Here is a 22,511-nt window from a genome sequence, read left to right as displayed (position 1 = left end):
TTTGAAAGATTGGGTTGTTTTCTTGATACATCCATTCTTCACAAAATTAATCTACGTTACGCAAAGTGGCAGTCGGTTTCGTTCATTATAACTATTTATGCTAAATTAGCCTGTATAGCTGCCTAGACGGAACTACAATCACTTATTTCCCCTTCAAGAGCAGCATTTTAGCCAAAAGAGGCATATTAGCAAATCGTAGTTCCCTCTGGCTCACCAAATAAGTGCGTTAACGCTCTTAATCGCACTGCCTCGAACAAATAAGCGCGAATAACGCGCTTGCAGCGAGAGCTTTGCGAGCCGAAGCTCGTCGACAGTGTCGGAGAGGTCGGAAATCGACTTTTCAGCTGACCGTCCTTTTCTTTTTGTAAGATATCACTAGTTCATCTCCTATCCCCCAGTACATTTGACAAAACTTATCCACAGATCGGCATCTTTCATAATTTCCTTTCCTATACAACAAAAAAAAGCCCGCCGCCGAAACATCGGCAAGCTGGCTCCTGTAGAAAAATATAATAAAGATACTCCATTAAAGCTATTCCTTTTTATTGCGTGTTTCATCCAGTTCTTCAAGTAACTTACGAACCGCTTCCGGATCTACATTCCCATTTTCACGAAAAACTCTCAGCTTATTTAATAGATCCTGTGCAATCGCATCATCCTCTGTTTGCTGCGCTTCATGCGATGGATCAAACCAAATGTAAAATCCCTCTGGACCATTTCGCAAAAATGATTTCTGCCAATGCTCTGGATAGGCGTAGCCCTGCTCCCCAAATATCAATCCGAGCACATCATCGCTGTCTATGGGCAGCAAATAATGAAACGATTCCGGCTCGCCGGTGTTCGTAAAATCCCTATGCATGTAAGCATAATGAAGATAATGCTCTCCTGTTTCTACATCCTTAGATACCTCGTACATGTCAAGCTCTGTTTGTACTAACTCTTTTACGGAAATTATTCTTGAAGCAATCGTCTCTGCCGAAATCTTTTGCTGCTGTAACAATGAAGTTTCCATCTTAACCATCCTCCTTTCAAACTTTAGATAACAGGATACTATAAATCAGCTCTACGTGTTGTCTCACCTATGGAACCACGCAAGGAACGTTTGGGCAGTTTCCATTTATAAAAGACTGATAACATTCTTAGAACCACGATTAGCGAAAATAGTACAGCTAAATGCCAAACGCCTTGTGTCCAACCAAGTCCGACTAAAGCACCAGCCAGCATGCCCCAGACGGCATAAATTTCATCCTTGAGCACTAGCGGCTTGCGTCCCGCTAAAACATCCCGAACCATCCCTCCGCCAATTCCCGTCAGTACAGCAGCAACAATAATGGCACTAAGCGGATGTCCCATATTCGTTGCATACAGCGCACCTTGGATGGAAAAAGCAGCCAAACCGATCGCATCAAAGAAAGCTTCCCAAGTTTTCCATAATCGGATGTATCGAACTGGCATAAAGAACACTAGTGTCATGGCAAACAAGGCAATTTGAAAATATATACCCTGCTCCCAAAGCAGGACGATCGGTTTACCTATCAATAAATTACGTATGACTCCGCCGCCGAAAGCCGTAACAAGTCCGAGTACATAGACGCCTAATATATCATATTCTTCTTCCATGGCAACTATGGCTCCACTTACCGCGAAGGCAATCGTCCCGATGATACTAAATAACTCCCAATTCACTTCCTGCAGCCCCTATCTACTCGATGTCCCAGTCCAATTTCACTTCATTACCCGTTTGCGACGAACGGTAGATCGCATCCAAGATTAAATTATTCGTATAACCCGTCATGACAGATGTCAACGGCTGTAAGCCGCTCTCAATACACGATAAGAAATGTTTCGCCATACGGACACGAGGTCCTTCATCGAATTCAGGCACTGAAAGGTCAATATCAGCTTCGCGATCGAACATTTCTGCGAACAGCTTCCCTTTCGTTCCACGAATCGAGGCCCCGCCTTCGCTTCCAAGCAGCTGAACATAAGGTTGGTTATCTGTTTCAATGAGAGCTGCCCAACTGACATCCAGAGATAACGTAGCTCCATTGTCAAATTTAATCAGAGCCGTTGCCAGATCCTCTACATCATATTGACCATCCCAATTGGGTGCTCCCCAGGATCCAATCCCTTTTTTACGTGGTCCGAATTCAGCGTAAGTCGCTCCATAGACCGAAACAGGTTTCGGATTCCCCATCAAGTATAAAGATAAATCCAGCATATGCACACCAAGATCAATCAAAGGTCCGCCGCCGGATTTCCCCATTTGGGTGAACCAGGTTCCCCAGCCCGGAATTCCTTTGCGTCTCATCCAGCCTGCCTTTGCATGATAAATGTGGCCAAGCGCACCTTTCTCAACCTGCTGTTTCAGAGCTAATGATAAGGCATCCCAACGCAATTGGTGCGGAATCATCAGAACTTTACCTGCTTTGCGTTCCGCTTCAACAATTTGTTTAGCCGAAGCAAGATTTAATGCCATCGGTTTCTCGAGCATAACATGCTTACCGGCCTCTAGCGCTTGTACCGCGATAGGCGCATGCCATTCATTGGATACCGCGACAATTACTGCATCTATAGATGGGTCCGAGAGCAGCTTGTCCGTACTCTCATAAACACGTTCAATGTTATGTTCTTTGGCTCTAGCTTCAGCAAGCGGCAAATAAGCATCCGTCACAGCAGTGATTTCGGCCTCAGGCACTTTTTTCAGCACTTCCATATGTACATTTCCGATATTTCCGGAACCAATAATACCTATACGAATTGGCTTTCCAGCTGTCATTTCTTTATCCCCCAGAACGTGTTAGATTTCAATCTTTCTTATTATAAATGTGGTTATCCTTCCCCGCAACAACCAATCTCTTGTGCTCAAATTAATCTTTGAGGAACTGGCCCTCTAGAGCTATTTTTTACATATAATAAATTGCTCAAACTTTTTTAATAGTTTGACCCTAACATATCTAACATTTGAAATGTATCCTTACTATGAAGACCATTCGTGATGAATGCGAAAGAAGTTCGTTTTCCCAATGGAAAACTCGAAGGAGGGCTTGACATGCAAGCATTAACCATTAAATTCAAAAACAAAACCATCCCTGTGCTTAATTTCACACATAAACGATCCCATATGGAACTGTTGTCCAGTAAACTAAAGGAACTTGAGATGAATTTTGAATTTCGCAAAAAATTAAAAATGATCTCGATGATCGAGATCATTGGTGATGTCGCCATTTTCAAATATAACGACGGCACGAAATTGTATCTGGAAGTTTCTTAATCTTTCGCTCAGAAATATTCTTTCTGTAACTGATCAAGCTCCTGCAGAGAGCGTCGGGCCCACGCTTCCATTTCCGACAGCTTACTGATTTGCGCCATTAGCGCTCTCTTCAGAGAATCTTGGTAATCCGGAATCTGACCCTCATAAGGACGTATCGTGGATATAGGCATTAAGGCAATTTCTTGATAAGACAACGCTCGTCGTTGATGAAAAAAAGCTACGCTTGGATCCATCGGGTTATGTAAATCCCCCTGTGTCGGGTGCTCCTTTACAGCCAGAATGCGAACTGCCGCTTTCATCGAATTGCTTACTTCCACAACCTCACCAAAATAAGCACCTGTTTTATACTCAGCCGTTACGCGATCTCCTATTTGAAAACTACTCATTCGTCAACAACTCCATTCTCCTCTAATTCACATGCGATTAAGCGGCAGCAGTTTACGATACAGCTCATCCACCGATTGCATGCGGTACATAAATTCTTTCTCTTTTCCCTGTTTTAAGATGACTATACACGGTACGCTACTAATTTGCCATTCACGAGTAATTTGCGGAAGAAAGTTAATATTGCACTTTACAAGCGGTAAGGCAGGCAGCATAGTCATAATGATGTCTAACATCCGTTCCGTCACTTTGCATGTCCCGCAAAAAGGTGTATACATAAAAACAGCAAACGAACCTTCCTGCGTTCTGCTTACTCGCTCTAGCAGTTCCTGCTCACTTAATTCCTGCATACTAGCTCCCTCTTTCATCCAACCAAGCTAAACTCTCTACCGCATACGCGATGAGATGAGGGAAATCATCAATTTGACTTTCATCTACTTTGCGGCCAAATGATAATGTAATTTGATTATGATAGGAAATTGGATGTAGACCGTATTCATAAGAAAGCAGCTGAATGATTTGCGGACGATGCTCCCAAATGGCACCTAATTGCTCTTCGATATAAGGGCACTCGATATCTGGGTCCTTAACTTTGGTAAAAAGCTTAATGGTTAACGTACATCCTGGCTTGGCTGTTGGATTTTCTAAAATTTCAGCTGCTAAATCACTCAAATGAACATGCAGGTTAATTTCGGCTTTGCTTGGTTTATCGATCTTTCGGGCAAATTCAATCGCATAAGTACGTGACATCGAGGATAGATCAACTTGATCTTGACGCCGCGTGATAATAATTTTACCGTCCAAATCCAAGTCATAGACGGCTCCCTCAAGCACAACCTTAATATTGTCATATATCGTTGGATCAAACATCCCCAGCACCTTCTTTCATCTTTTCTTAGATTCGATTATACTAAAAGCATACCACGTAAAGAAGGTGTTCCTATGTCAGACAAGCCTGAAGATCAACTGGATGAACAACAAGGCCCCAAAAAAGTTAGTTTAGCTGACGCGATTAAGCAGAAACTTGCCCAGAAGAAAGCGGATCAAGCCGCAGCACGCGCAAACCCGAAACAAGCTGGAAACAATAATCAAAGCGGCAAAAGTCAAATGACCAAAAAAGTAAACAATCAACGCCGTCGTACTGGCGGCAGCTAAACATCGCTTTGCGTAGGCAAAAGCGCCCTGAGAGTAACACGTCAGGGCGCTTTTCATTTATCATTACGCGTATTGCGCTTCGCGTTGTTTTTGCACATCTTCGCTTTCTAGGTATTCATCATAAGTGAACATTTTATCGATGAGTCCTTTAGGCGTGATTTCCATAATGCGTGTAGCAATCGTTTGGATGAATTGATGGTCATGGGAGACGAATAGAATCGTTCCATCGAAGTCAACAAGACCATTGTTAAGTGCTGTAATGGACTCCAAATCCAAGTGATTTGTAGGCTCATCAAGAATGAGGACATTGGATCCGCTTAGCATCATTTTGGAGAACATGCAGCGTACTTTCTCTCCACCCGATAGCACGTTTGCTTTCTTCAGCGCTTCTTCACCTGAGAACAGCATACGTCCCAAGAAGCCGCGTAAGAAGGATTCATCCTGGTCTTTGGAGTATTGACGCAGCCAATCCACCAAAGTTAAATCTGAGTTGAAATAGTCTTGGCTGTCTTTAGGGAAGTAGGCTTGGGAAGTCGTAATCCCCCATGTGTACGTACCTTCATCCGCTTCCATTTCACCCATCAGGATTTTGAAGAGCGTTGTTTTGGCGATGCCATCCGGGCCAACAAAGGCAACTTTATCCCCTTTATTGATGGTGAACGAAATGTTGTCTAACACTTTTACGCCATCAATCGTTTTGGACAATTTCTCAACAGCCAGCAGCTGCTTACCCGCTTCACGCTCACCTTTGAAGTGAATGAACGGATATTTACGGCTCGATGGTCGAATATCTTCAAGAGTAAGCTTCTCGAGTTGTTTTTTACGGGATGTAGCTTGCTTCGATTTGGAGGCATTCGCGCTAAAACGTGCGATAAAGGCTTCCAACTCTTTACGTTTCTCTTCGGTTTTCTTGTTCGCGTCTCTTGTCAAACGAAGTGCCAGCTGACTGGACTCATACCACCAGTCGTAGTTACCGACGTACATTTGAATTTTACCAAAATCAATATCCGCAATATGCGTACATACTTGGTTCAGGAAGTGACGATCATGGGATACAACGATAACAGTGCCTTCAAAGCGGGAAAGGAAGTTCTCCAGCCAACGAATGGACTCTAAGTTCAAATGGTTGGTAGGCTCATCCAGCAGCAAAATATTCGGATTACCGAACAAAGCTTGCGCTAAAAGGACACGTACTTTCTCGTTACCATCAAGGTCTTTCATCTTCGTATCATGCATGGAAGTCGGGATACCGAGACCGATGAGAAGCTCAGCTGCATCTGATTCCGCCTGCCAGCCATCTAGATCTTGGAATTCGCCTTCGAGATCAGCCGCTTTCATGCCATCTTCTTCGGTAAAATCAGCTTTGGCATACAAAGCATCTTTCTCTTCCATAATTTTAAACAAACGAGCATGACCCATCATGACGGTTTTCAAAACTTCGATTTCGTCAAACTCGTAATGGTTTTGTTTCAATACAGCCATTCTCTCGCCGGGGGTAATGCTGACTTCGCCTGTGTTAGGCTCAATCTCACCGGAAAGAATTTTCAGAAAAGTTGATTTACCGGCACCATTTGCTCCGATTAATCCGTAGCAGTTACCCGGTGTAAATTTGATATTGGCGTCCTCGAATAGGGCTCTCTTGCCGTAACGAAGCGTCACGTTATTAACATTAATCATGTTTAGTACATACCTGCCTTTATATTAGTTTGTTCTATCATAACATAATATAGGGATCTTTGATCGGAGATTAAAGTCTCTCCTACTTGTTTCGTTCTATTTCCTCTAGCAACTCGGATAAATAAGTCCATCTCTCCATCGCCGCTTCCAGATCCAAAGCCGTTTGCTGCTCTTGCTCATACAGCTCGCGAACACGGTCAAAGTTGCTGCCAGCCGCTTCAATTTGCTTTTTCAAGCTCGCCGCTTTGTCTTCTAAAGAAGCTATCGTATTCTCAATTTCGTCCCATTCCTTTTGTTCTTTGAAAGTTAGCTTCTTGGGACGGTTCGCATTCGATGAGCCACCTGCTGCCGCAGGATTGCTGGTATCTACAGCTGAAGCTGTATTGGAAACACCATTAGACTTGGTAGAGCTTGCATTACGAATCATTTCTTTCCGAGCTTGATCGGCTTCTTCCTGTTCGCGCTTCTCTTCCAAGTAATCTGAGTAGTTACCAATGTAAGGCTCGATCTGGCCTTTGCCGTCAAAGGCAAATAGATGCGAAACTGTCCTATCCAAAAAGTATCGATCATGGGAAACCGTAATAACAGCCCCAGGAAATTGATCCAGATAATCTTCCAGTATGGTCAAAGTTTGGATATCCAAGTCGTTGGTCGGCTCATCCAGAAGCAGTACGTTTGGTTCTCCCATAAGCGTGCGGAGCAAATAAAGTCTGCGCCGTTCACCGCCGGAGAGCTTACCGATTGGCGACCACTGCAGGGTCGGCGAAAAGAGGAAGCGCTCGAGCATTTGCGACGCCGATATCGTCTCACCATCCGAGGTCCGAATTTGCTCGGCCGCCTCCTTGATGTACTCGATGACACGCATCTTCTCATCCATCCGGGCGTTCTCTTGCGTGTAGTAAGCAAGCTTCACCGTCGTACCGGTCTCGATCGTCCCGCTATCGGGCTGAATACGCCCGGCAAGCATGTTCAACAGCGTCGATTTGCCGCTGCCGTTCGGCCCGATGATGCCGAGGCGATCCCTCGGCATCACGATGTAGCTGAAGCCGCTCAGCAGCGGCTTCCCGCTCTCAAAAGCTTTGGTGACGTCTTCGAGCTCCATCACCTTCTTACCAAGACGGCTACCAGCCAGCGCCATGTCAAGCTTCTCACCGGGACCATCCACCTTGCGGTCCCGCAGTTCCTCGGCGCGCCCAATGCGCGCCTTCTGTTTCGTCGTGCGCGCCTTCGCGCCGCGACGGAGCCAAGCCAGTTCGCGGCGGAGGAGATTCTGCCGCTTATCTTCGCTGGATGCTTCGGACTCCATCCGCTCCGCCTTTTTCTCGAGGAACCACTCGTAGTTCCCCTCGTAGCTGTAGATCTTCCCCCGGTCCAGTTCCAGAATGCGGGTGGTTACCCGCTCTAGGAAGTACCGGTCATGGGTAACGAGAAGCAAGGCTCCGCGCCATTTGCTGAGGAATTCCTCGAGCCAAATGGCCGTCTCGTTATCAATATGGTTCGTCGGCTCATCGAGGATGAGCAGGTCGGCGGGCTGAATGAGAACGCGCGCCATGGCAACGCGTTTGCGCTGACCGCCGGACAGCTGGCCGACGGGCTTGTCGAACTCGCTGATGCCGAGCTTCATCAGCACGGTTTTGGCCAAGGTGCTGGCTTCCCAGGCACCTTGCTCATCCATGCGCGACTGGGCGCTGAACAGCCGCGTTTGTTTCTTCTCACTTGCGGCGTCCAGCTCCAAGTCAGCAAGCGCAAGCTCATAGTCGCGAAGCGTCTTCATGAGCGGCGTATCGCCGTGGAATACTTGCTCAAGAACCGTAGAGTTCGGATCGAACTCAGGGTTCTGCGGCAAGTATTCCACGCGGAAATGGTTCGCGTGCACGAGCTTGCCGCGATCCGCAGTTTCCAGCCCCGCCAGCAGCTTCAGCAGCGTGGACTTGCCAGTTCCGTTCACGCCAATGAGACCGATGCGCTGCTTCTCGTTTACCGTGAACGAAATATCATCGAACAGCACCTTGTCGCCGAATGTTTTGGTTATATTGACTGCACTAAGTATATTCATGCGTGGGCCGGCTCCATGATATAGGCCGCAAGAAGAGCTGCTGTATTCACTACTGCATCCATATGCGTTCTTTCCATGCTATGTGACGCATGAACACCTGGTCCCACCAACGCTGCACGAATATCGCGTCCGCCTCTAAGCGCGGCAGATGCATCTGAACCGTATCGCGGATAAATATCGACGGCATAGCCGATTTCCAGCTTCTCGGCCAACTCAATCATTTTCGAAGTCATCTGATAATCATAAGGACCTGAGGAGTCCTTCGCGCAAATCGATACATCGCGCTCGCTTCCGCTCAAATCATCACCTAGAGCACCCATATCCACGGCAATAAAATCCGTTATATCATCAGGGATAAAGGAAGAACCATGACCAACCTCTTCATAATTGGAGAAGAACAGCTTTATCGTAAATTCAGGCTTCAAGCCCTCATCTTTAATCAACTTTAATAGCCCAAATAAGGAAGCTACACTTGCTTTATCATCCAAATGACGCGACTTCACGAAGCCGTTTTCCTTCACTTGAACACGCGGATCGAATGAAATATAATCTCCCACTCGAATGCCAAGATCTTGAACCTCTTTCTTAGACTTCACAAGCTCATCAATACGTACTTCCATATTGGCTTCATCGCGTTTATATTCCCTAGCATCTTCATACACATGCACAGATGGCCTCGAAGTCAGAATCGTCCCATCATAAACGCGTTCATCACGTGTATGAATTTGAACGTATTCATTTTCAATAGCGCCCATCATAAAACCGCCCAATGAAGTGATTTTCAATGTGCCATTCTCTTTGATCGAACGCACCATTGCGCCGAGTGTATCCACGTGTGCTGAAATGCCAATAACACGGTCTTGGCGGGTACCAGGAATTGTTACAATCCCGCAGCCCTTTTTCGTATATGTAAGCTCAAATCCGAGCTTATTCACTTCTTGTTCCACTTTTTGCATAATGTGATGCGTATAGCCTGTAGGGCTCGGAGTCCGCAATAGCAGCTCTAGAATTTCTGTCATATAAGCTTTATTTAATTTCGTTTTCACTCGGGATTCCTCCCTTTTCTATTTATTAGTTTTCCTCTAAAGACACAAGGATAAACGACTCCGTCGTCCTTCTGGGACGAGCGCGTTTGTCAAGGTAGATGCGAAGCAAAAGTATAAAACTTATACTTTCTTATCTACTGAGAAAACCTCTACCCTCGGCCATTCAAAGATGAGCGACCGCGTTTAGAGGTAAGTTTTATCGCCAATAAGAAAGCGGTTTTCGTGATCCGAAAACTTATTCTTTCTTATGTGGTAAAAAACAGTGCAGCCTAGATTTCGTAAGCAAGCCCATGACATAAGTCACAAACAAGTCTCCTCTAGTGATACTACACTGTTCCCCTATGTTTTTCAAACTAGATTAGCTTACAAAATCAACGCAAATGGACGTCCCATCAAGGACTGTCTTCATATGGGCCTTCACTTCTTCATGAATAGGATGCGTGTCGTATGCCTTAAGATCCTCTAAAGAATCAAATTTGGTAATCAATGCAATATCATACGAACGTACCAGATGCAAAATGTCAGTTCCAACCTCAATATGACGCAGGACCGGGATTTTACCTTCCATGTTCGTAAGTACAGCCTTTGTTACTTCAACCGCTTCTGGACTGCGATCCTTGAGCTTAAAAAAAACAACGTGCGTTAACATGAATGATTTCCCCCTAGTTGGTTACTTTTGCAGACCATTCTTCCACATCCCACACTCTTGTTACCCAACCTTCATAAAATTCAGGTTCGTGACAAACGAGTAGAACGGTACCTTTATATTCTTTCAAAGACCTCTGAAGCTCTTCTTTGGCAACAACGTCCAAATGGTTCGTAGGCTCATCGAATAACAACCAGTTACTTTCTCTCATCAGTAGTTTACAAAGACGTACTTTCGCTTGTTCACCACCGCTAAGATTACCCATAGCACGTGTAATGTGCTCATTTTTGAGCCCACACCTGGCAAGTGCGCCTCGGACCTCATTCTGAGTCATCGAAGAGAACTCGTTCCAAACGTCATCGATCGGTGTCATGCTAGGCGCTTTAACCTCTTGTTCAAAATAGGCAGGACTCAAGTAGTCACCACGGTACGTTTTGCCGCTAAAAGGCTCAAGCTTACCTAGAATCGTTTTGAGAAGTGTGGATTTACCAACACCGTTGCATCCGACAATAGCTATTTTCTCGCCGCGCTCAATCGTTACATTCATCTTTGGTAAAAGAGCACGATCATAACCGATTTCCAAGTTTTCTGCCTCAAAAACAACTCTACTGCTTGAACGTGATTCCTTGAATACAAAAGTCGGCTTCATAGCCGTCTCCGGACGCTCAATTCGGTCAATCTTATCAAGTTGTTTCTCCCTACTCTTGGCACGGGTCGAAGTTGACGCCCGAGCTTTATTGCGCGCGATGAAATCTTCCTGTTTTTTAATGTACTCTTGCTGCTTTTCATAAGCGTCAATATGCTGTGTTTTGTTCATTTCAGCCATATCCAGGAATTTCTCATAATTCGCCGTATAGCGAGTTAGTTTCGTGAATTCCAAGTGATATACCACGTTCACTACTTCATTCATGAATTCCGTATCATGTGAAATCAACATAAAGGCAAACGGGTAATCTTTGAGATACATTTTCAACCATTCAATATGCTCAACGTCCAAATAGTTGGTCGGCTCATCTAAGAGAAGAACAGTCGGTTTCTCCAAAAGTAGTTTAGCCAAAAGAACTTTGGTCCGTTGTCCACCACTGAGGGAAGTAACGTCACGGTCTAACCCAATGGCATTAAGGCCAAGACCGTTGCCCATTTCTTCGATTTTGACATCCAGCATATAGAAACCGCCGATTTCCAAACGCTCTTGAATATCGCCCATTTGCTCCAGAAGAACATCAAGCTCTTCCGGTGTGGCGTCACCCATTTTCTCGGTAATCGCCATCATCTCCTTCTCCTCCTCAAAGAGAGGAAGGAAAGCATCGCGCAGAATATCGCGAATGGTTTTGCCCGCTTCTAACACGGAATGCTGGTCCAAATATCCGTAATGAACGCGCGGCGTCCATTCAACCTTACCTGTATCTTTTAGAACTTTTCCGGTCAATATATTCATTAACGTGGATTTCCCCACGCCATTAGCTCCAACGATACCAACCCGCTCTCCAGCGAGCAATCGAAAGGATACATTCTTAAATAGTGTGCGATCTCCAAAGCTATGGCTCAAATCTTCAATTGTCAAAAGACTCATCTCGTAATTCCAAACTCCTGTCTATTTCGAAGATAATCGCTCTTACTCACGACTTCTTATTATAACACTGCTCATGCAAGACAGGAATAGGTAAATTCCTCTGGGAAGCGTATTCATTGGCTTTTATACAAAACTATCAAGGATAAACGACTCTGTCGTCCTTCAGGGACGAGCGCGTTTGTCAAGGTAGATGCGAAGCAAAAGTATAAAACTTATACTTTCTTATCTGCGCTGAAAAACGTCCCACATAGGACGTCGCAGTTAAGTCCAGTAGATAGTGATTTTATCTTAATTTCACAAACGAAATTTAATCTCCTGCCGCACAATTCGAATCTCATCTCCATCTTTTAACGGATAAGTCTGATAAGTAACTAATTGTTCGCCATTTAAATAGGTTCCGTTCGTTGAACCTGTATCTTTTATCACATAACCTTCATCAACCTTACTTATTTCAGCATGTATTCTGGAAGCTCCCGCTTCTTCCAAAACATAATCGACCTTCAAACTGGCATCGCCTCTGCCCATCGTAAAATGACCATTATTCAGAGGAACAGATTTAGTCGTACCTTCAAACTGCCATTCAATCCTTGCACCTAATGATTTATTCATTAGCCTGCCAAGGAACACAGTAGCGTTTGGCTTTTTGTGATTGAGCAAGGTCGTATGCATATGTAAATTTTCATAATAATTTTGGATATTTATCGGTTCAAGTGTTGGTGTTACTTGGGTTGGCTCTAGCTTCTTTCCTGCAACCGATAAGAAGGGTAGGTTAACCCCGTTGCTTCCTTTTACGAATCGTTGAAAGCTTGGTAATCCTAAGGTGCGAATAACAAACCAAACATTCATGAGTAAAATCGAGATTCCTGCGGTTATTTGTAGAGTACCTGTAGAAGGGTAAGTAAAATAATTTTGCCAAAGAAACGCAATTAGCAGAATAACAACAGCAAGGACAATCGTACGTGAACGCCCCGATATAGCTACAAAGGATACCGGATTTCCTTGTCCTTCATTCAATTTAGTAACACTACTGGGCTGAGGCAGCTCCCCTATAGGGGTGTTTTTCCGAATTTGCTGCTGACCTTCATTCCGCTTCCAAAGTGGCTTAGGCAGTTCATTTTCTTTTACAGGAGGCATTTGCATGTTAAGAGGGTTTACTGTTTCTTGTTCATCATCATCATTATGATTAGATATCAGAGAAGCTTCTTTCAGGAGCGGTTGTTCATCCATAAGTGCTAATAGCTTCTCTTTATACCCTTGCAAGCTCTGAATATGTGCCAATGACTCCAGCCATGTAATCACTTTGCTTCTCTCATTATCGTTTAATTTCTGTGAGAGTTGTTTCATCAAACAATCCATCGATTTGAAGACGGAATCTTCTTCATTGATAGGTTCAAGCGGCACATATGTCAGATATACATCCGACCAATCACTGCCAATGAAGATGAAATTATCTTTCAAAACGTATCCCGATTCAAAAAGCATGTAATTTTTACTTTCTCCTAGTGCACAAACAATCGCATACATGAGCTTTGCAAAATGCTGTTTTGATAACCCTTCTACCTTCAGAACATGGGCCAGCATTCGTTTTGCCGACAAGTTATATAGCAAACTTATGCGAAAATCCACCTCTTGTATTTCTAGCGGCAGAAGGTTCGGTACATCGTTGGCTTCAAGCATCCTGACCTGCAAAGTCGAGAGATTTTTTGAATCCAATCCATCTTCCTTATACAACACCATATAATGACCATGGCGAAATAGAAATTCATAACGAAGTCCAAATACTTCTTGCGTCATGGATTCACCTCTCTCATAAAAACGAATAATACCAAGTCCATGCAACGCCCGGTACAACTGCATACATAAACGGAAATTTCATGTTTTTTTGATGTTTCATACCTAACAGACTGCCCATGTCTTGACATACAACAATAGAAACTAGCCATGTGGCAAGTTTATGGCCTGTTTTTAGCATCTGTTTACGGATAAGAAGCAAAATAAGTCCGATAACGCCAGCACATAAAATGGCATAAAGCATCGATTGAAGGACAAATGAAAACCCCATAATCGCCCCAATTGCAGCAAAAAGCTTCACATCACCCGCACCTAAAGCACCAAAAAAATAAAGTAAAAGAAGAGCCGTAAAACCAGTAATTGCACCAATCACAGCAAAAAACACACCGCTCCAACCTTCCATACATGCGTGGAATATGAAGCCAATCATTGTTCCGCAGAAAGTAACCTTGTTAGGGATTATTGATTTACGTGCATCTATTACAAATGCAATGGCTATAAGAAAAAATAAGATCAAATGAATCAAAGGAAAAAGGTCCCTCCTAAACGTTTCTTAATGTTCTTAGGCGCCTACCCATGCCCGCTCCACTGCCTTCTTCTTTAATATTATCGTGTGACTTATAAACGGCAGCGGAAGCTTGTAAGTCATTTGAGCTTCAATTCCAAAAAAGGCATCGCCACCGCTTTCCATACTTGGGAGGGTCACAGAAGTGACCTTAAATTTCTCTTTCTTCATGATTGTTTGATTACAAAATGCATAAACAACCGGTGTGAATGCAGCATGAATGCGCGGCTTAACTTGACTCTCGTAAAGCTCATCCAACTCTTCTTGAGCCTTCCCCTCACCTAACTCACGCTTTTCTTTTTCCCATTTAATAAGCTCCAGGAGTGAATTCGGAATGTACGCAGCGTATTCATCAGCCAGATTCTCCGTGTTTTTCACTTGATCTCGAGCCGTTTGTACGCGATCTACAACGGAACTCATCAATTCGCCAACATGGCTCTGATCGAATTTGGATTTGGCTTCTTGAAGAAGAAGCCGTACAGGGTATAATTGACCGGCAACCGACTTTGTTGCCTCTGACACCCCGGCTTGCAGCTCCATTTCTAATACGGCAATCTGTATACATACGATCAAACCAATCACAAAAGCTAAAAAAAAGGGCAGCACCAAAGAAGCTTCCAAAACCATGCCGCCTTTCTGCTCATTGTGAAATTTTCGAAGCATAAACAGCCCCCTTTTCTTCAATAAGCTACAGCTGAAGTACTGTTGAATTGACACTGATTCCCTTGCACTTTACACCCTAGTAACCCAGTTCCATCTAGCAGCTTCATGATTTGCGGGATAAACCACAACCTCACTTCACTTGATCCGTTTCCCTGAATATACGTCGTTTCTTGAACCAAATCCTTACCCGTTTCCAGTTCGATAAGCGCCTGCATTCTAGCCATAAGTTTCGAATTATTACTATGTAAAAGCAGAAAAATGCGCAAATAGTCTTTGTACGTCAAACTTAAAGCTGATGTTGTGATTTTCGCAGATAACTCTACGGCTTCACCATTTGTTAATTTATTCATGTCTTGAAAAGCTTCCAGCGCACCTTCCGCGGCAGCAGCCAAGAACACGAGTAAGGGTGAGCCAATACCGAGCAGCTCTTTTTTTGGATCAAGGAGGGCCTCGACTGTGCGGATCGCCATCCGGAATGCAAACATTTCCGCATAAGCGGACGATATATTAGCCATGCAGGAAGAAAACCCATATAACAGGTACTCCGCCTCTTGATTTGCCAACTTATGCTTTCTTGGATCCACCAGCTCATAAGACAATTTAGGCTGACCCGCAGGGTCTTTTTCCAATCCATATGTTCTGTAATTAAATTTCGTAAGGGCAAATTCATTCACATATAGCTCATTTCTCATCGATTCCGCCGCGTTATTAAACGCCTCAAGCATCCCCATCGCTTTTAAGCTAACAGGTTCCGGTTTCTCTAAATCATAAGCAATCTCGCTGCCGACCATCGTATCTTGAGCATTAACTTCTCGGTACTTTTGATACAATCCTCTCTCACCTGCTGCTTGTCCGGTATCCCCCTGAAGGCGGTTATATAGTTCAGTATCAGTACTCTGAGTATTCGGCAAGCTGCAAGAACCGATTGACTGTTTCGCTTGATCCAAAATGGCTTGTATCTTGTTTTTTTGCTGACGCTTATTCGCCGCCATTGCCTCATATTTGTCCATTCTTGTCTTCTCCAAAACACTTTGCTGCCTATGAAATTCGCTAGATTCAGAAAAATAAGCATTATTCGCCAGGTTTGCTCTGCTTGTATTATCAGACGTGTATAAATATACGGTGTTAATAACTTCTTCGAACGCAGTAAATAACGAAGTAATGCTGGCTACGGCTGTCTGATACCTGTAGAAATAATCATCTCCCATTACAGGAACATTTTGAAACACTTCATAGGCACCAGAGGTTCCACCTTGTATTCCACTTCCCGAACTCTGAGCTATCCCATTTAATTTTGTGCGTATCTCGTCATTTCGCTGCTTTGCTAATCGTAGAGCTGGTTCAATAGTTTGCTGTAATAGCTGGATTTCTCTACCGTCAGCCGGAACCTCTAGCTTTGTAGCAGCTAGGAGTGCTGCGTATTTAATGATCAGTTGTAACAACGCTTCTAGCTCATTTAACTTCTGGGCGAAGACTTGTGCCTGAGAACTTAATATGTGTTTAGAAGCTGCGAGGGCTTGAATGCCAGCCACTCCGTCAGGTCCAGCTTGGCTAAGTGCTGCTATGGACATATCCAGATCCCTCATGGAATCTTGAATCGATCGCAGTTGATTTTTCACATTTACGATTTCATTCCTTATTTCATCGGCTGTATGAATGCCGATTTGGTCAGCTAATTGGTCTAATTCAGAAATGCGTTTTTGATAATAAGTATGATACTTCGATATCTTTTCAATCAACTCCTCGCTGCTCAGCCATGCTTCATCTAGCGCGCTTTCTCTTTGATCCATGAGTTTTTCAATCTCTGCCGCTTCTTTCGAAAACTGAGACCCAAGCTGGAAAGGGGCTTTTGTCCCGCTTTTCCGGAACTTATCGGTAACCTCAAGTGTATACTCAATGGGTGCCTTGATCTTCATATCCTCCAGCACCTGCCGCTCAAAAATCGCATGACTGGCTAATGTGTACACCGGAGTAACATGCATGCCATTCTCTACGGGTCTTGTGTCCACATAATGAAATGCGCCAGCCGATACTTGACCTGACAAATTATTTGCAAAAACCTTGCGGAACAACGCCTCCGTTTCATCCTGTGGAATACCAAGACCATAGAGTCCCATCGCTTGCAACTCTTTATCGTATGCTGACATAACCGATCGCGTTGCCGCTTTGACCGCTGACTCCGTCTCTTTTTCAGCAAGCTTAATTCTTGCGAAATCAATGAGTACGGCTTGAAATAAGAAAATCGGCACAATGATGAGAATCAGATAGACAGACACTGCCCCTCTCTCCGAACGTACAAAATTCCTCAAAAACTCCCCCCTTTCTAATTGTGAATGACAACAACTATCCCTTTGCGCTCTAGCTCCTTACGAAATGAATTAGACGGCATTCCCTTGCCGCTTGTATCTTTCTTGAAAAAGTGCCACACGATTCCCTTCACTTGTGCCCCTTCATTGAGGAGCTCTATATCCTTGGGCATCTGCTCGGTTCGAAGCTGAAATTCCGTCATGTTGTAAAAAGCTTGATGTCCAATTCCTCGAGCATCCAGCGCATCGACCGTTCTGCTTTTTCCAGATGTTGTTGTCAAAATGACCTCTGTACCCCCAACAAGTGATTTCAAGTATGCGGCGGCTTGACGCTCTGATTTTATCGTTACACTTGGTCCAGACAAGTTATCTTGAGTAGGTTCTACGAGTGCATCTCTCGCCTTTTGAGGGGAAATTCGACCTTTGATCGCTTTGAAATACGTACGTGTAATATCCGTTAACCGAATGAGTTCAACCGGTTCCACAACATGTGAAACAGCCCTGCCAGTTGTTTGCTCAGAATCCAACCATCTCTTAAACAGATCTGGCATAAGAAATGAATTTTTCAATTTCACCTCAATCTGATGATCAAAAAGATAGTTGGCGTATTTTGCAGATCCCGTCACTCCATGAGGTAGTAGAGCTGAAGATTTCGTAAGCTTATTCTCCACGTGACCACTATTATTACTTGAGGGAATCTTGACTTCTGTTGTGCCACTCCCACTAAGCATTCCGAATAAATCTGACACATTATCATGTGTAAGTCGCCAATAAAGGCCATCTGTATCATTGGGGTTAAAGTTTCCTGTTACCAAATCCTTGTGGCTGTTATTCCACGTAAAGGCTAGACGCTCTGCAGTTGTTCTCGCAAGCTGCTGAACAAATACGCTCTGATACGCATACATACCTACAAAAAGAAGCGTAACCGTACAAATTAGAATCAGCGGAAATACAAGAGAAGCTTCTAATGTAAAACTTCCTTCCTCACTAACACGGAAACTCCGTAGACGCCTATGGCGCACAGCTCGTTGTTGGACTAGGCGCACAAGGAACAACCGCGCTGTTGTCTTTCAAATCAGTGTTGGCATCCCCAATTAACTTCTGGAACCATGAAACGACCCATTTTCTGAAAATAATTGCAATAGCTACAAGCACAGCGACGATCAATAAAATCTCCAAAGTGCCTAATCCTTCTTCATCTTCCCAAAACTGTTTCAGCCCATCTAACATCGTTTTCATCTCTACATTCCTCCATTATTGTTTCAACATAAGTAAAGCTGGGGCCGCAACAATAACCATCACGACAACAAAAATGAGTACCATGGGAAATACAAGCTTCGATGAAGCTTCTTCACCTAATGTTCGGGACACTGACTTCCTTCTTTGCCAAAGATCTAACGAAAGTGCATGAAGCGCGATAATAAAATCACTACCTCCTCGCTTATAGTTCAGTAGAAGAGTAGAAGTAAACAAAGACACTTCATGAAGTGCGCAGCGTTTGCTGAAATCCTCCATTACTTTTGCAAAGGATACATTCATCTCCAGCTCATGAACGGCTTGTGCCAGTTCTTTATAGAGCGGCGTTTGTGCTTTATGCGGTCGGGCTTCTACACAGCGTATCCATGCCCGATTCACAGTCTCTCCTGCGTTAACGAGCAGCACAATTGTACTTAATATTTCTGGTAATTCAAGAATCATCAACTGCTGTTTCTTGCGGATTTTAGCATCCAAATCACGCACTATGATCAAGGGAACTATAGCAGCGGCTAACAAACCAAATCCAAATAGAGAAGAGTCTCCACCAGCCAGAACGGATAGCAGAGTTAGGATTACTAAGCATAAAGTCGAAACCGATATAAGCTCAGCAAGAAACCATTTACTGCCATGTGCAGCGAAGCTTCTCCCATGCAGTGTAATTAATTTATGATGTACTTTTGCCGTAAAATCGGGTAATTTTTCCATCAAATTAAGCTTATCGATGAGCAAATAGCTGTAAGGTAACAGCATTTTCATCTGGAACGGATACGGGTGAGCTTTGATAATCTCAGCATATTGCATGCGCCCCAATTGCCATAACAGGATATAAACGGCAATCTGAGAAATAAACACAATCGTAATCCACATGCTACACCTTAATATTCATGATTTTTTGAGTGAGTACATAGCAAGCGCCAAGCAGCACCAAGCTTGCAGACATGATGAGTACACCACTGCCCATATAAAGAGGATCCATGTACTCTGGAGAAGAGAACGCGAGCACGGCAACAATAACGATCGGCGCAAAGAGCAGTACCCTAGATTCAAATCGTTTCTGTGCAATCATCACGGATATATCCTGTGAAATTTCAAGCTTTTCGCCAATTACCGTAGCCGTTCGTTTCATGACCTCCACTAGATTGCCACCCGTCCGCTTACAAGTTAAGAATACGTCTGTAAAACTTCTTACATCTTCAAGATGGCAGCGATCCGCAAAGTTTTTCAGAGCAGCTTCAATGGGCTCCCCATTCTCTACTTTTCGGCAGATAATACTGAATTCAACGACGATCAGGCAAGCGGGATCTGGATACAGCATTTTAAGATCTTCTAATGCCTCTCTAAACGCAGTTTCAATCGACTTTCCAACCGTCATGGAGGAGGATAGGCAGCTTAGTGCTTGTTTGAACTGTACATAAAGTTTGTTTTTACGTAATTGAATTAATTGCTGCTTACGAATACGAGGAAATGCGAGGCCTACCGCAGCCAATGCTATAGCAAGAACGAAGCTTTTGTAGAAAATGTAACCTACAACGAACGCTGGCAAGGCAAGCATAAGGATAGCACTTACTTTTTCCTTCGAGGTTAGCTGATAGTGGTTATAGTCAATCAAATGGTTCATTGTAGCTGTTTGCTGGATGGGCTGAATTTCAGTTCTCTTAGATGATCTTTTTCTTCGTTCCAAAAACAAAAGAAAAAACCAGCTGAAAGCTCCAATAATGACATGAAGCAGTACTAACTTCATCCTGCATCACGCTCTTCCTGCAGCTGTGTAAACCATCCTGGCAGCTTCTTGCCTGCCATTCGAATCTTGTGCATGTTGTGCAATCGGTTTCCAGTATAGGCGAGCCCACCAATAACCTTACGATCCACCGTCTCCCCTTTTTCATCAAATAGGAAAAGTGGATGCAGTTGAACCTCACCGTCCTTCACTCCAAGCACCTCATGAATTTCTGTGACTCTACGGGTACGATCACGAATTCTACTTACATGGACCATAACATCCAGTGCTGACGCAATTTGTTTGCGAATGACGTCTACTGGAAGTAGGGCACCACTGAGCACCATCGTCTCTAATCGGCTGAGCATATCCATGGATGTATTCGCATGCCCTGTACTTAAACTTCCATCATGACCAGTATTCATCGCAGATAGCATATCTAGTGCTTCCGCTCCACGAACCTCCCCAACAATAATTCGATTGGGACGCATGCGCAGTGAAGAACGAATAAGGTCTCGAATCGTGATCTCCCCTTTTCCTTCGGTATTGGCATTTCTAGTTTCCATTCTCACCAAGTTAGGTACAGTTTGTATCTGAAGCTCCGCAGAATCTTCGATCGTAATTACACGCTCATGAGGCGGGATCCATGCACTTAATGCATTGAGAAAAGTTGTCTTCCCTGACCCTGTACCGCCCCCAATAAAGACATTAAAGCCTGATTCAACCATCACTCGCAGGATCTCTGCTGCCTCCTCCGAAATACTTCCCATAGCAATCAGTTCCGCCATAAGCAGGGGCTTTTCCGGAAACTTACGAATCGTCAAGGTCGGCCCACTCAGAGAGGCTGGCGGAAGTACAATATTGACCCTCGAACCATCAGGCAGACGCGCATCGACAATTGGTGTTGCTTGATTCACAATGCGGTTCACTTTAGAAACAATCATCTGAATGAGATCCTCTAGCTTCTCAGCACTTTCCAAAGGATATGGATATCGCTCAACAGCACCCTTCCTTTCAAAAAAAATGCACTCGTGCCCATTAACCATGATCTCAGTTACGGATGGATCATCAATCAATGGTTGAAGGATATCCAAGCCCCGGAATGAATCAAAAATTCGCTTTACTAAAGCCTGCATCTCGCTTGAAGTCCAACCGTGTTCTCCTGCTTCGATGAAAATGGACTCCTCAATAAGCTCAATTAAAGTCTTGTCGCTGACCGTGCTGGAGAGATCAATCCTTTCCTTAATCTGCAGCTTCAATGTGAGAAACAACTCATGATTCATGAGGCAGCAGCCCCTTCCTTATCCGAAGAAGAATGCCCTTTTCCTGTGTTAATAGCTGTGAACATCTCAAACGTCTGTTCTGAAAATAAGCCAGATTGCCAGATCTGCTCTGGGGTGCTTAAAACTTTCCATTCAGGGATATACGGAAGCTTATAAGTTATTTCCTTGCTTAATCCTGAGAAATCATTCGTTTGCTTGCCTGTATATTTATTGATGACAAAATGAACATTCTGCAAGGAACCCATTTGCTTCGTGAGTGCCTCTGTTTTAAACAAATCATTCAAATCGTCCCGTACAATCCAGATGACATGATCACTGACATCCAAACTTTTGACAATCCTCGGGTGCACAGATGTTTCTAAATCAACAATGATGAAGTCATATTCGTTTAGCGAGATTAATGATTCAATAAGTAAACGAACATGCTCACCGCTCATTTCTTGCATTTCCCTGATTTGATCTTTGGGAGTCAGATAATCGATACGCAGCCTAGAATCGTGGGATTTAAGCAGCTGCAGCTTAGGTCCCAATAAGTCAGGTGATCTTTTCATATAGTATAAAAGCTGCGAAAAGCGTCCTAAATCACCCTGAAGCCACTGAGAGGCTGAACTGACCAACTCCAGACTAAGATAAAAAACTTGGTCCCCACGAAAAGATAACTGCTTCGCTAAATGAATGGCGGTCATCGTTTTCCCACTATTCCCGCTGCTGCTGTAAACAGAAAGAACTCTAGTTCTTTTCGTCCCGGGACCCGCATCAAATCGTTGCTTTTCCGTATAAAAAGCCTGAAGGCGCGATATCAATTGGTGCAGTGATTGAAAACGATATAAAAACGGAATCTTCGTCTCCGCTTCTTTGGAGTTTGCAATTGTTTCACTCAAAATCATTTTGCGTAAGGATGTACTCCGATTCATCAACATAGGATAGTACGCCTCGGAATGCAATAAAACACCTTCTAATTGCTGATTCTCAAGCAACTCGATAACCAATTCTATTTTCGAAAAAAGCTTCACCTGTAATCTCTCCGCGAACTCAGAAGTTCGGATGAAGGCCGCAAGTCGCTCTGCGTAAACGATGTCATCATCTAAGACGTAAAGTTGAATTTTATTCATTCCTAC

The 22,511-nt window shown here is 44.0% G+C and carries 23 protein-coding genes; 2 read left to right on the top strand and 21 right to left on the bottom strand.

All coding sequences use genetic code 11. The annotated features are described in order from the left end of the window. Nucleotides 1-532: 532 nt before the first annotated feature. Genes ASG93_RS32465 through ASG93_RS32455 form a run of 3 tightly spaced genes read right to left on the bottom strand, consistent with a single transcriptional unit; the run spans nucleotide 533 to nucleotide 2,779 of the window. Nucleotides 533-1,012 carry a hypothetical protein gene (locus tag ASG93_RS32465; protein ID WP_056839086.1) on the bottom strand — a complete coding sequence of 160 codons (480 nt, stop codon included), beginning with the start codon at nucleotides 1,010-1,012 and terminating at the stop codon, nucleotides 533-535. A gap of 38 nt (nucleotides 1,013-1,050) precedes the next feature. After that, complete coding sequence (locus ASG93_RS32460; protein WP_056839084.1) at nucleotides 1,051-1,686, bottom strand: trimeric intracellular cation channel family protein; 636 nt, start codon at nucleotides 1,684-1,686, stop codon at nucleotides 1,051-1,053. Nucleotides 1,687-1,702: 16 nt separating this feature from the next. Further along, nucleotides 1,703-2,779, bottom strand: coding sequence for a Gfo/Idh/MocA family protein (locus tag ASG93_RS32455; RefSeq protein WP_056839082.1), 1,077 nt, complete (start codon nucleotides 2,777-2,779; stop codon nucleotides 1,703-1,705). 273 nt (nucleotides 2,780-3,052) lie between these two features. Between ASG93_RS32455 and ASG93_RS32450 the strand changes: the two genes are divergently transcribed. After that, entirely contained in the window at nucleotides 3,053-3,274 is a 222-nt protein-coding gene (locus ASG93_RS32450; RefSeq protein WP_056839079.1) for a hypothetical protein, read from the top strand. Nucleotides 3,275-3,282: 8 nt separating this feature from the next. Here ASG93_RS32450 and ASG93_RS32445 read toward each other — a convergent pair whose 3' ends face one another. From ASG93_RS32445 to ASG93_RS32435, 3 genes are read right to left on the bottom strand one after another with little or no spacing between them, the layout of a single operon-like run. Next, the gene (locus ASG93_RS32445; RefSeq protein ID WP_056839077.1) at nucleotides 3,283-3,660 is read right to left on the bottom strand and encodes a kinase-associated lipoprotein B; all 378 of its coding nucleotides are present in this window, start codon (nucleotides 3,658-3,660) and stop codon (nucleotides 3,283-3,285) included. A 27-nt stretch (nucleotides 3,661-3,687) separates the two neighbouring features. Further along, nucleotides 3,688-4,008: a thioredoxin family protein gene (locus ASG93_RS32440; protein ID WP_056839075.1), complete on the bottom strand. Its 321-nt coding sequence runs from the start codon at nucleotides 4,006-4,008 to the stop codon at nucleotides 3,688-3,690. A 1-nt stretch (nucleotide 4,009) separates the two neighbouring features. Beyond that, nucleotides 4,010-4,528 (bottom strand): hypothetical protein, encoded by a 519-nt coding sequence (locus ASG93_RS32435; RefSeq protein ID WP_056839074.1) that lies wholly within the window; start codon nucleotides 4,526-4,528, stop codon nucleotides 4,010-4,012. Nucleotides 4,529-4,600: 72 nt separating this feature from the next. On the opposite strand from ASG93_RS32435, the gene ASG93_RS32430 reads away from it, so the two are divergent. Further along, nucleotides 4,601-4,813 carry a hypothetical protein gene (locus ASG93_RS32430; RefSeq protein ID WP_056839072.1) on the top strand — a complete coding sequence of 71 codons (213 nt, stop codon included), beginning with the start codon at nucleotides 4,601-4,603 and terminating at the stop codon, nucleotides 4,811-4,813. A gap of 63 nt (nucleotides 4,814-4,876) precedes the next feature. Here the strand turns inward: ASG93_RS32430 and ASG93_RS32425 are convergent, their stop codons facing one another. From ASG93_RS32425 to ASG93_RS32355, 15 genes are all read right to left on the bottom strand, one after another. After that, nucleotides 4,877-6,490, bottom strand: coding sequence for an ABC-F family ATP-binding cassette domain-containing protein (locus tag ASG93_RS32425; protein ID WP_056839070.1), 1,614 nt, complete (start codon nucleotides 6,488-6,490; stop codon nucleotides 4,877-4,879). Nucleotides 6,491-6,572: 82 nt separating this feature from the next. After that, nucleotides 6,573-8,546 (bottom strand): ABC-F family ATP-binding cassette domain-containing protein, encoded by a 1,974-nt coding sequence (locus ASG93_RS32420; protein ID WP_056839068.1) that lies wholly within the window; start codon nucleotides 8,544-8,546, stop codon nucleotides 6,573-6,575. Then, complete coding sequence (locus ASG93_RS32415) at nucleotides 8,543-9,592, bottom strand: M42 family metallopeptidase (protein ID WP_235551036.1); 1,050 nt, start codon at nucleotides 9,590-9,592, stop codon at nucleotides 8,543-8,545. Before ASG93_RS32415 ends, ASG93_RS32420 begins: the two co-directional genes overlap by 4 nt. A gap of 358 nt (nucleotides 9,593-9,950) precedes the next feature. Beyond that, on the bottom strand, nucleotides 9,951-10,241 hold the full coding sequence (locus ASG93_RS32410) for a Dabb family protein (protein ID WP_056839066.1): 291 nt from the start codon (nucleotides 10,239-10,241) through the stop codon (nucleotides 9,951-9,953). Nucleotides 10,242-10,254: 13 nt separating this feature from the next. Next, nucleotides 10,255-11,811, bottom strand: a complete 1,557-nt coding sequence (locus ASG93_RS32405; protein WP_056839064.1) for an ABC-F family ATP-binding cassette domain-containing protein — start codon at nucleotides 11,809-11,811, stop codon at nucleotides 10,255-10,257. A gap of 294 nt (nucleotides 11,812-12,105) precedes the next feature. After that, nucleotides 12,106-13,605, bottom strand: coding sequence for a DUF6382 domain-containing protein (locus ASG93_RS32400; RefSeq protein WP_056839062.1), 1,500 nt, complete (start codon nucleotides 13,603-13,605; stop codon nucleotides 12,106-12,108). 13 nt (nucleotides 13,606-13,618) lie between these two features. Next, nucleotides 13,619-14,128 carry a prepilin peptidase gene (locus tag ASG93_RS32395; protein WP_056839060.1) on the bottom strand — a complete coding sequence of 170 codons (510 nt, stop codon included), beginning with the start codon at nucleotides 14,126-14,128 and terminating at the stop codon, nucleotides 13,619-13,621. A gap of 36 nt (nucleotides 14,129-14,164) precedes the next feature. Then, the gene (locus ASG93_RS32390) at nucleotides 14,165-14,830 is read right to left on the bottom strand and encodes a TadE/TadG family type IV pilus assembly protein (protein WP_056839058.1); all 666 of its coding nucleotides are present in this window, start codon (nucleotides 14,828-14,830) and stop codon (nucleotides 14,165-14,167) included. 17 nt (nucleotides 14,831-14,847) lie between these two features. After that, complete coding sequence (locus tag ASG93_RS32385) at nucleotides 14,848-17,139, bottom strand: hypothetical protein (protein ID WP_056839055.1); 2,292 nt, start codon at nucleotides 17,137-17,139, stop codon at nucleotides 14,848-14,850. A 14-nt stretch (nucleotides 17,140-17,153) separates the two neighbouring features. After that, nucleotides 17,154-18,182 carry a TadE/TadG family type IV pilus assembly protein gene (locus ASG93_RS32380; RefSeq protein WP_156411118.1) on the bottom strand — a complete coding sequence of 343 codons (1,029 nt, stop codon included), beginning with the start codon at nucleotides 18,180-18,182 and terminating at the stop codon, nucleotides 17,154-17,156. Further along, nucleotides 18,148-18,375, bottom strand: coding sequence for a Flp1 family type IVb pilin (locus ASG93_RS32375; protein ID WP_056839052.1), 228 nt, complete (start codon nucleotides 18,373-18,375; stop codon nucleotides 18,148-18,150). Before ASG93_RS32375 ends, ASG93_RS32380 begins: the two co-directional genes overlap by 35 nt. Nucleotides 18,376-18,390: 15 nt before the next feature. Then, the gene (locus tag ASG93_RS32370) at nucleotides 18,391-19,260 is read right to left on the bottom strand and encodes a type II secretion system F family protein (protein ID WP_056839051.1); all 870 of its coding nucleotides are present in this window, start codon (nucleotides 19,258-19,260) and stop codon (nucleotides 18,391-18,393) included. Between the two features lies 1 nt (nucleotide 19,261). Beyond that, a complete protein-coding gene (locus ASG93_RS32365; protein WP_082615220.1) occupies nucleotides 19,262-20,134 on the bottom strand; it encodes a type II secretion system F family protein in 873 nt (290 codons plus the stop codon). Further along, nucleotides 20,131-21,393, bottom strand: coding sequence for a CpaF family protein (locus ASG93_RS32360; protein ID WP_056839049.1), 1,263 nt, complete (start codon nucleotides 21,391-21,393; stop codon nucleotides 20,131-20,133). Before ASG93_RS32360 ends, ASG93_RS32365 begins: the two co-directional genes overlap by 4 nt. Next, nucleotides 21,390-22,505 carry a hypothetical protein gene (locus tag ASG93_RS32355; RefSeq protein WP_056839046.1) on the bottom strand — a complete coding sequence of 372 codons (1,116 nt, stop codon included), beginning with the start codon at nucleotides 22,503-22,505 and terminating at the stop codon, nucleotides 21,390-21,392. Before ASG93_RS32355 ends, ASG93_RS32360 begins: the two co-directional genes overlap by 4 nt. Between the last annotated feature and the right edge of the window lie 6 nt (nucleotides 22,506-22,511).

The sequence above is a fragment of the Paenibacillus sp. Soil787 genome, assembly GCF_001429545.1.
Classification (GTDB): Bacteria; Bacillota; Bacilli; order Paenibacillales; family NBRC-103111; genus Paenibacillus_E.
The sequence above is the reverse complement of the archived record's forward strand: the minus strand, read 5'-3'. Positions and strand labels throughout refer to the sequence as shown.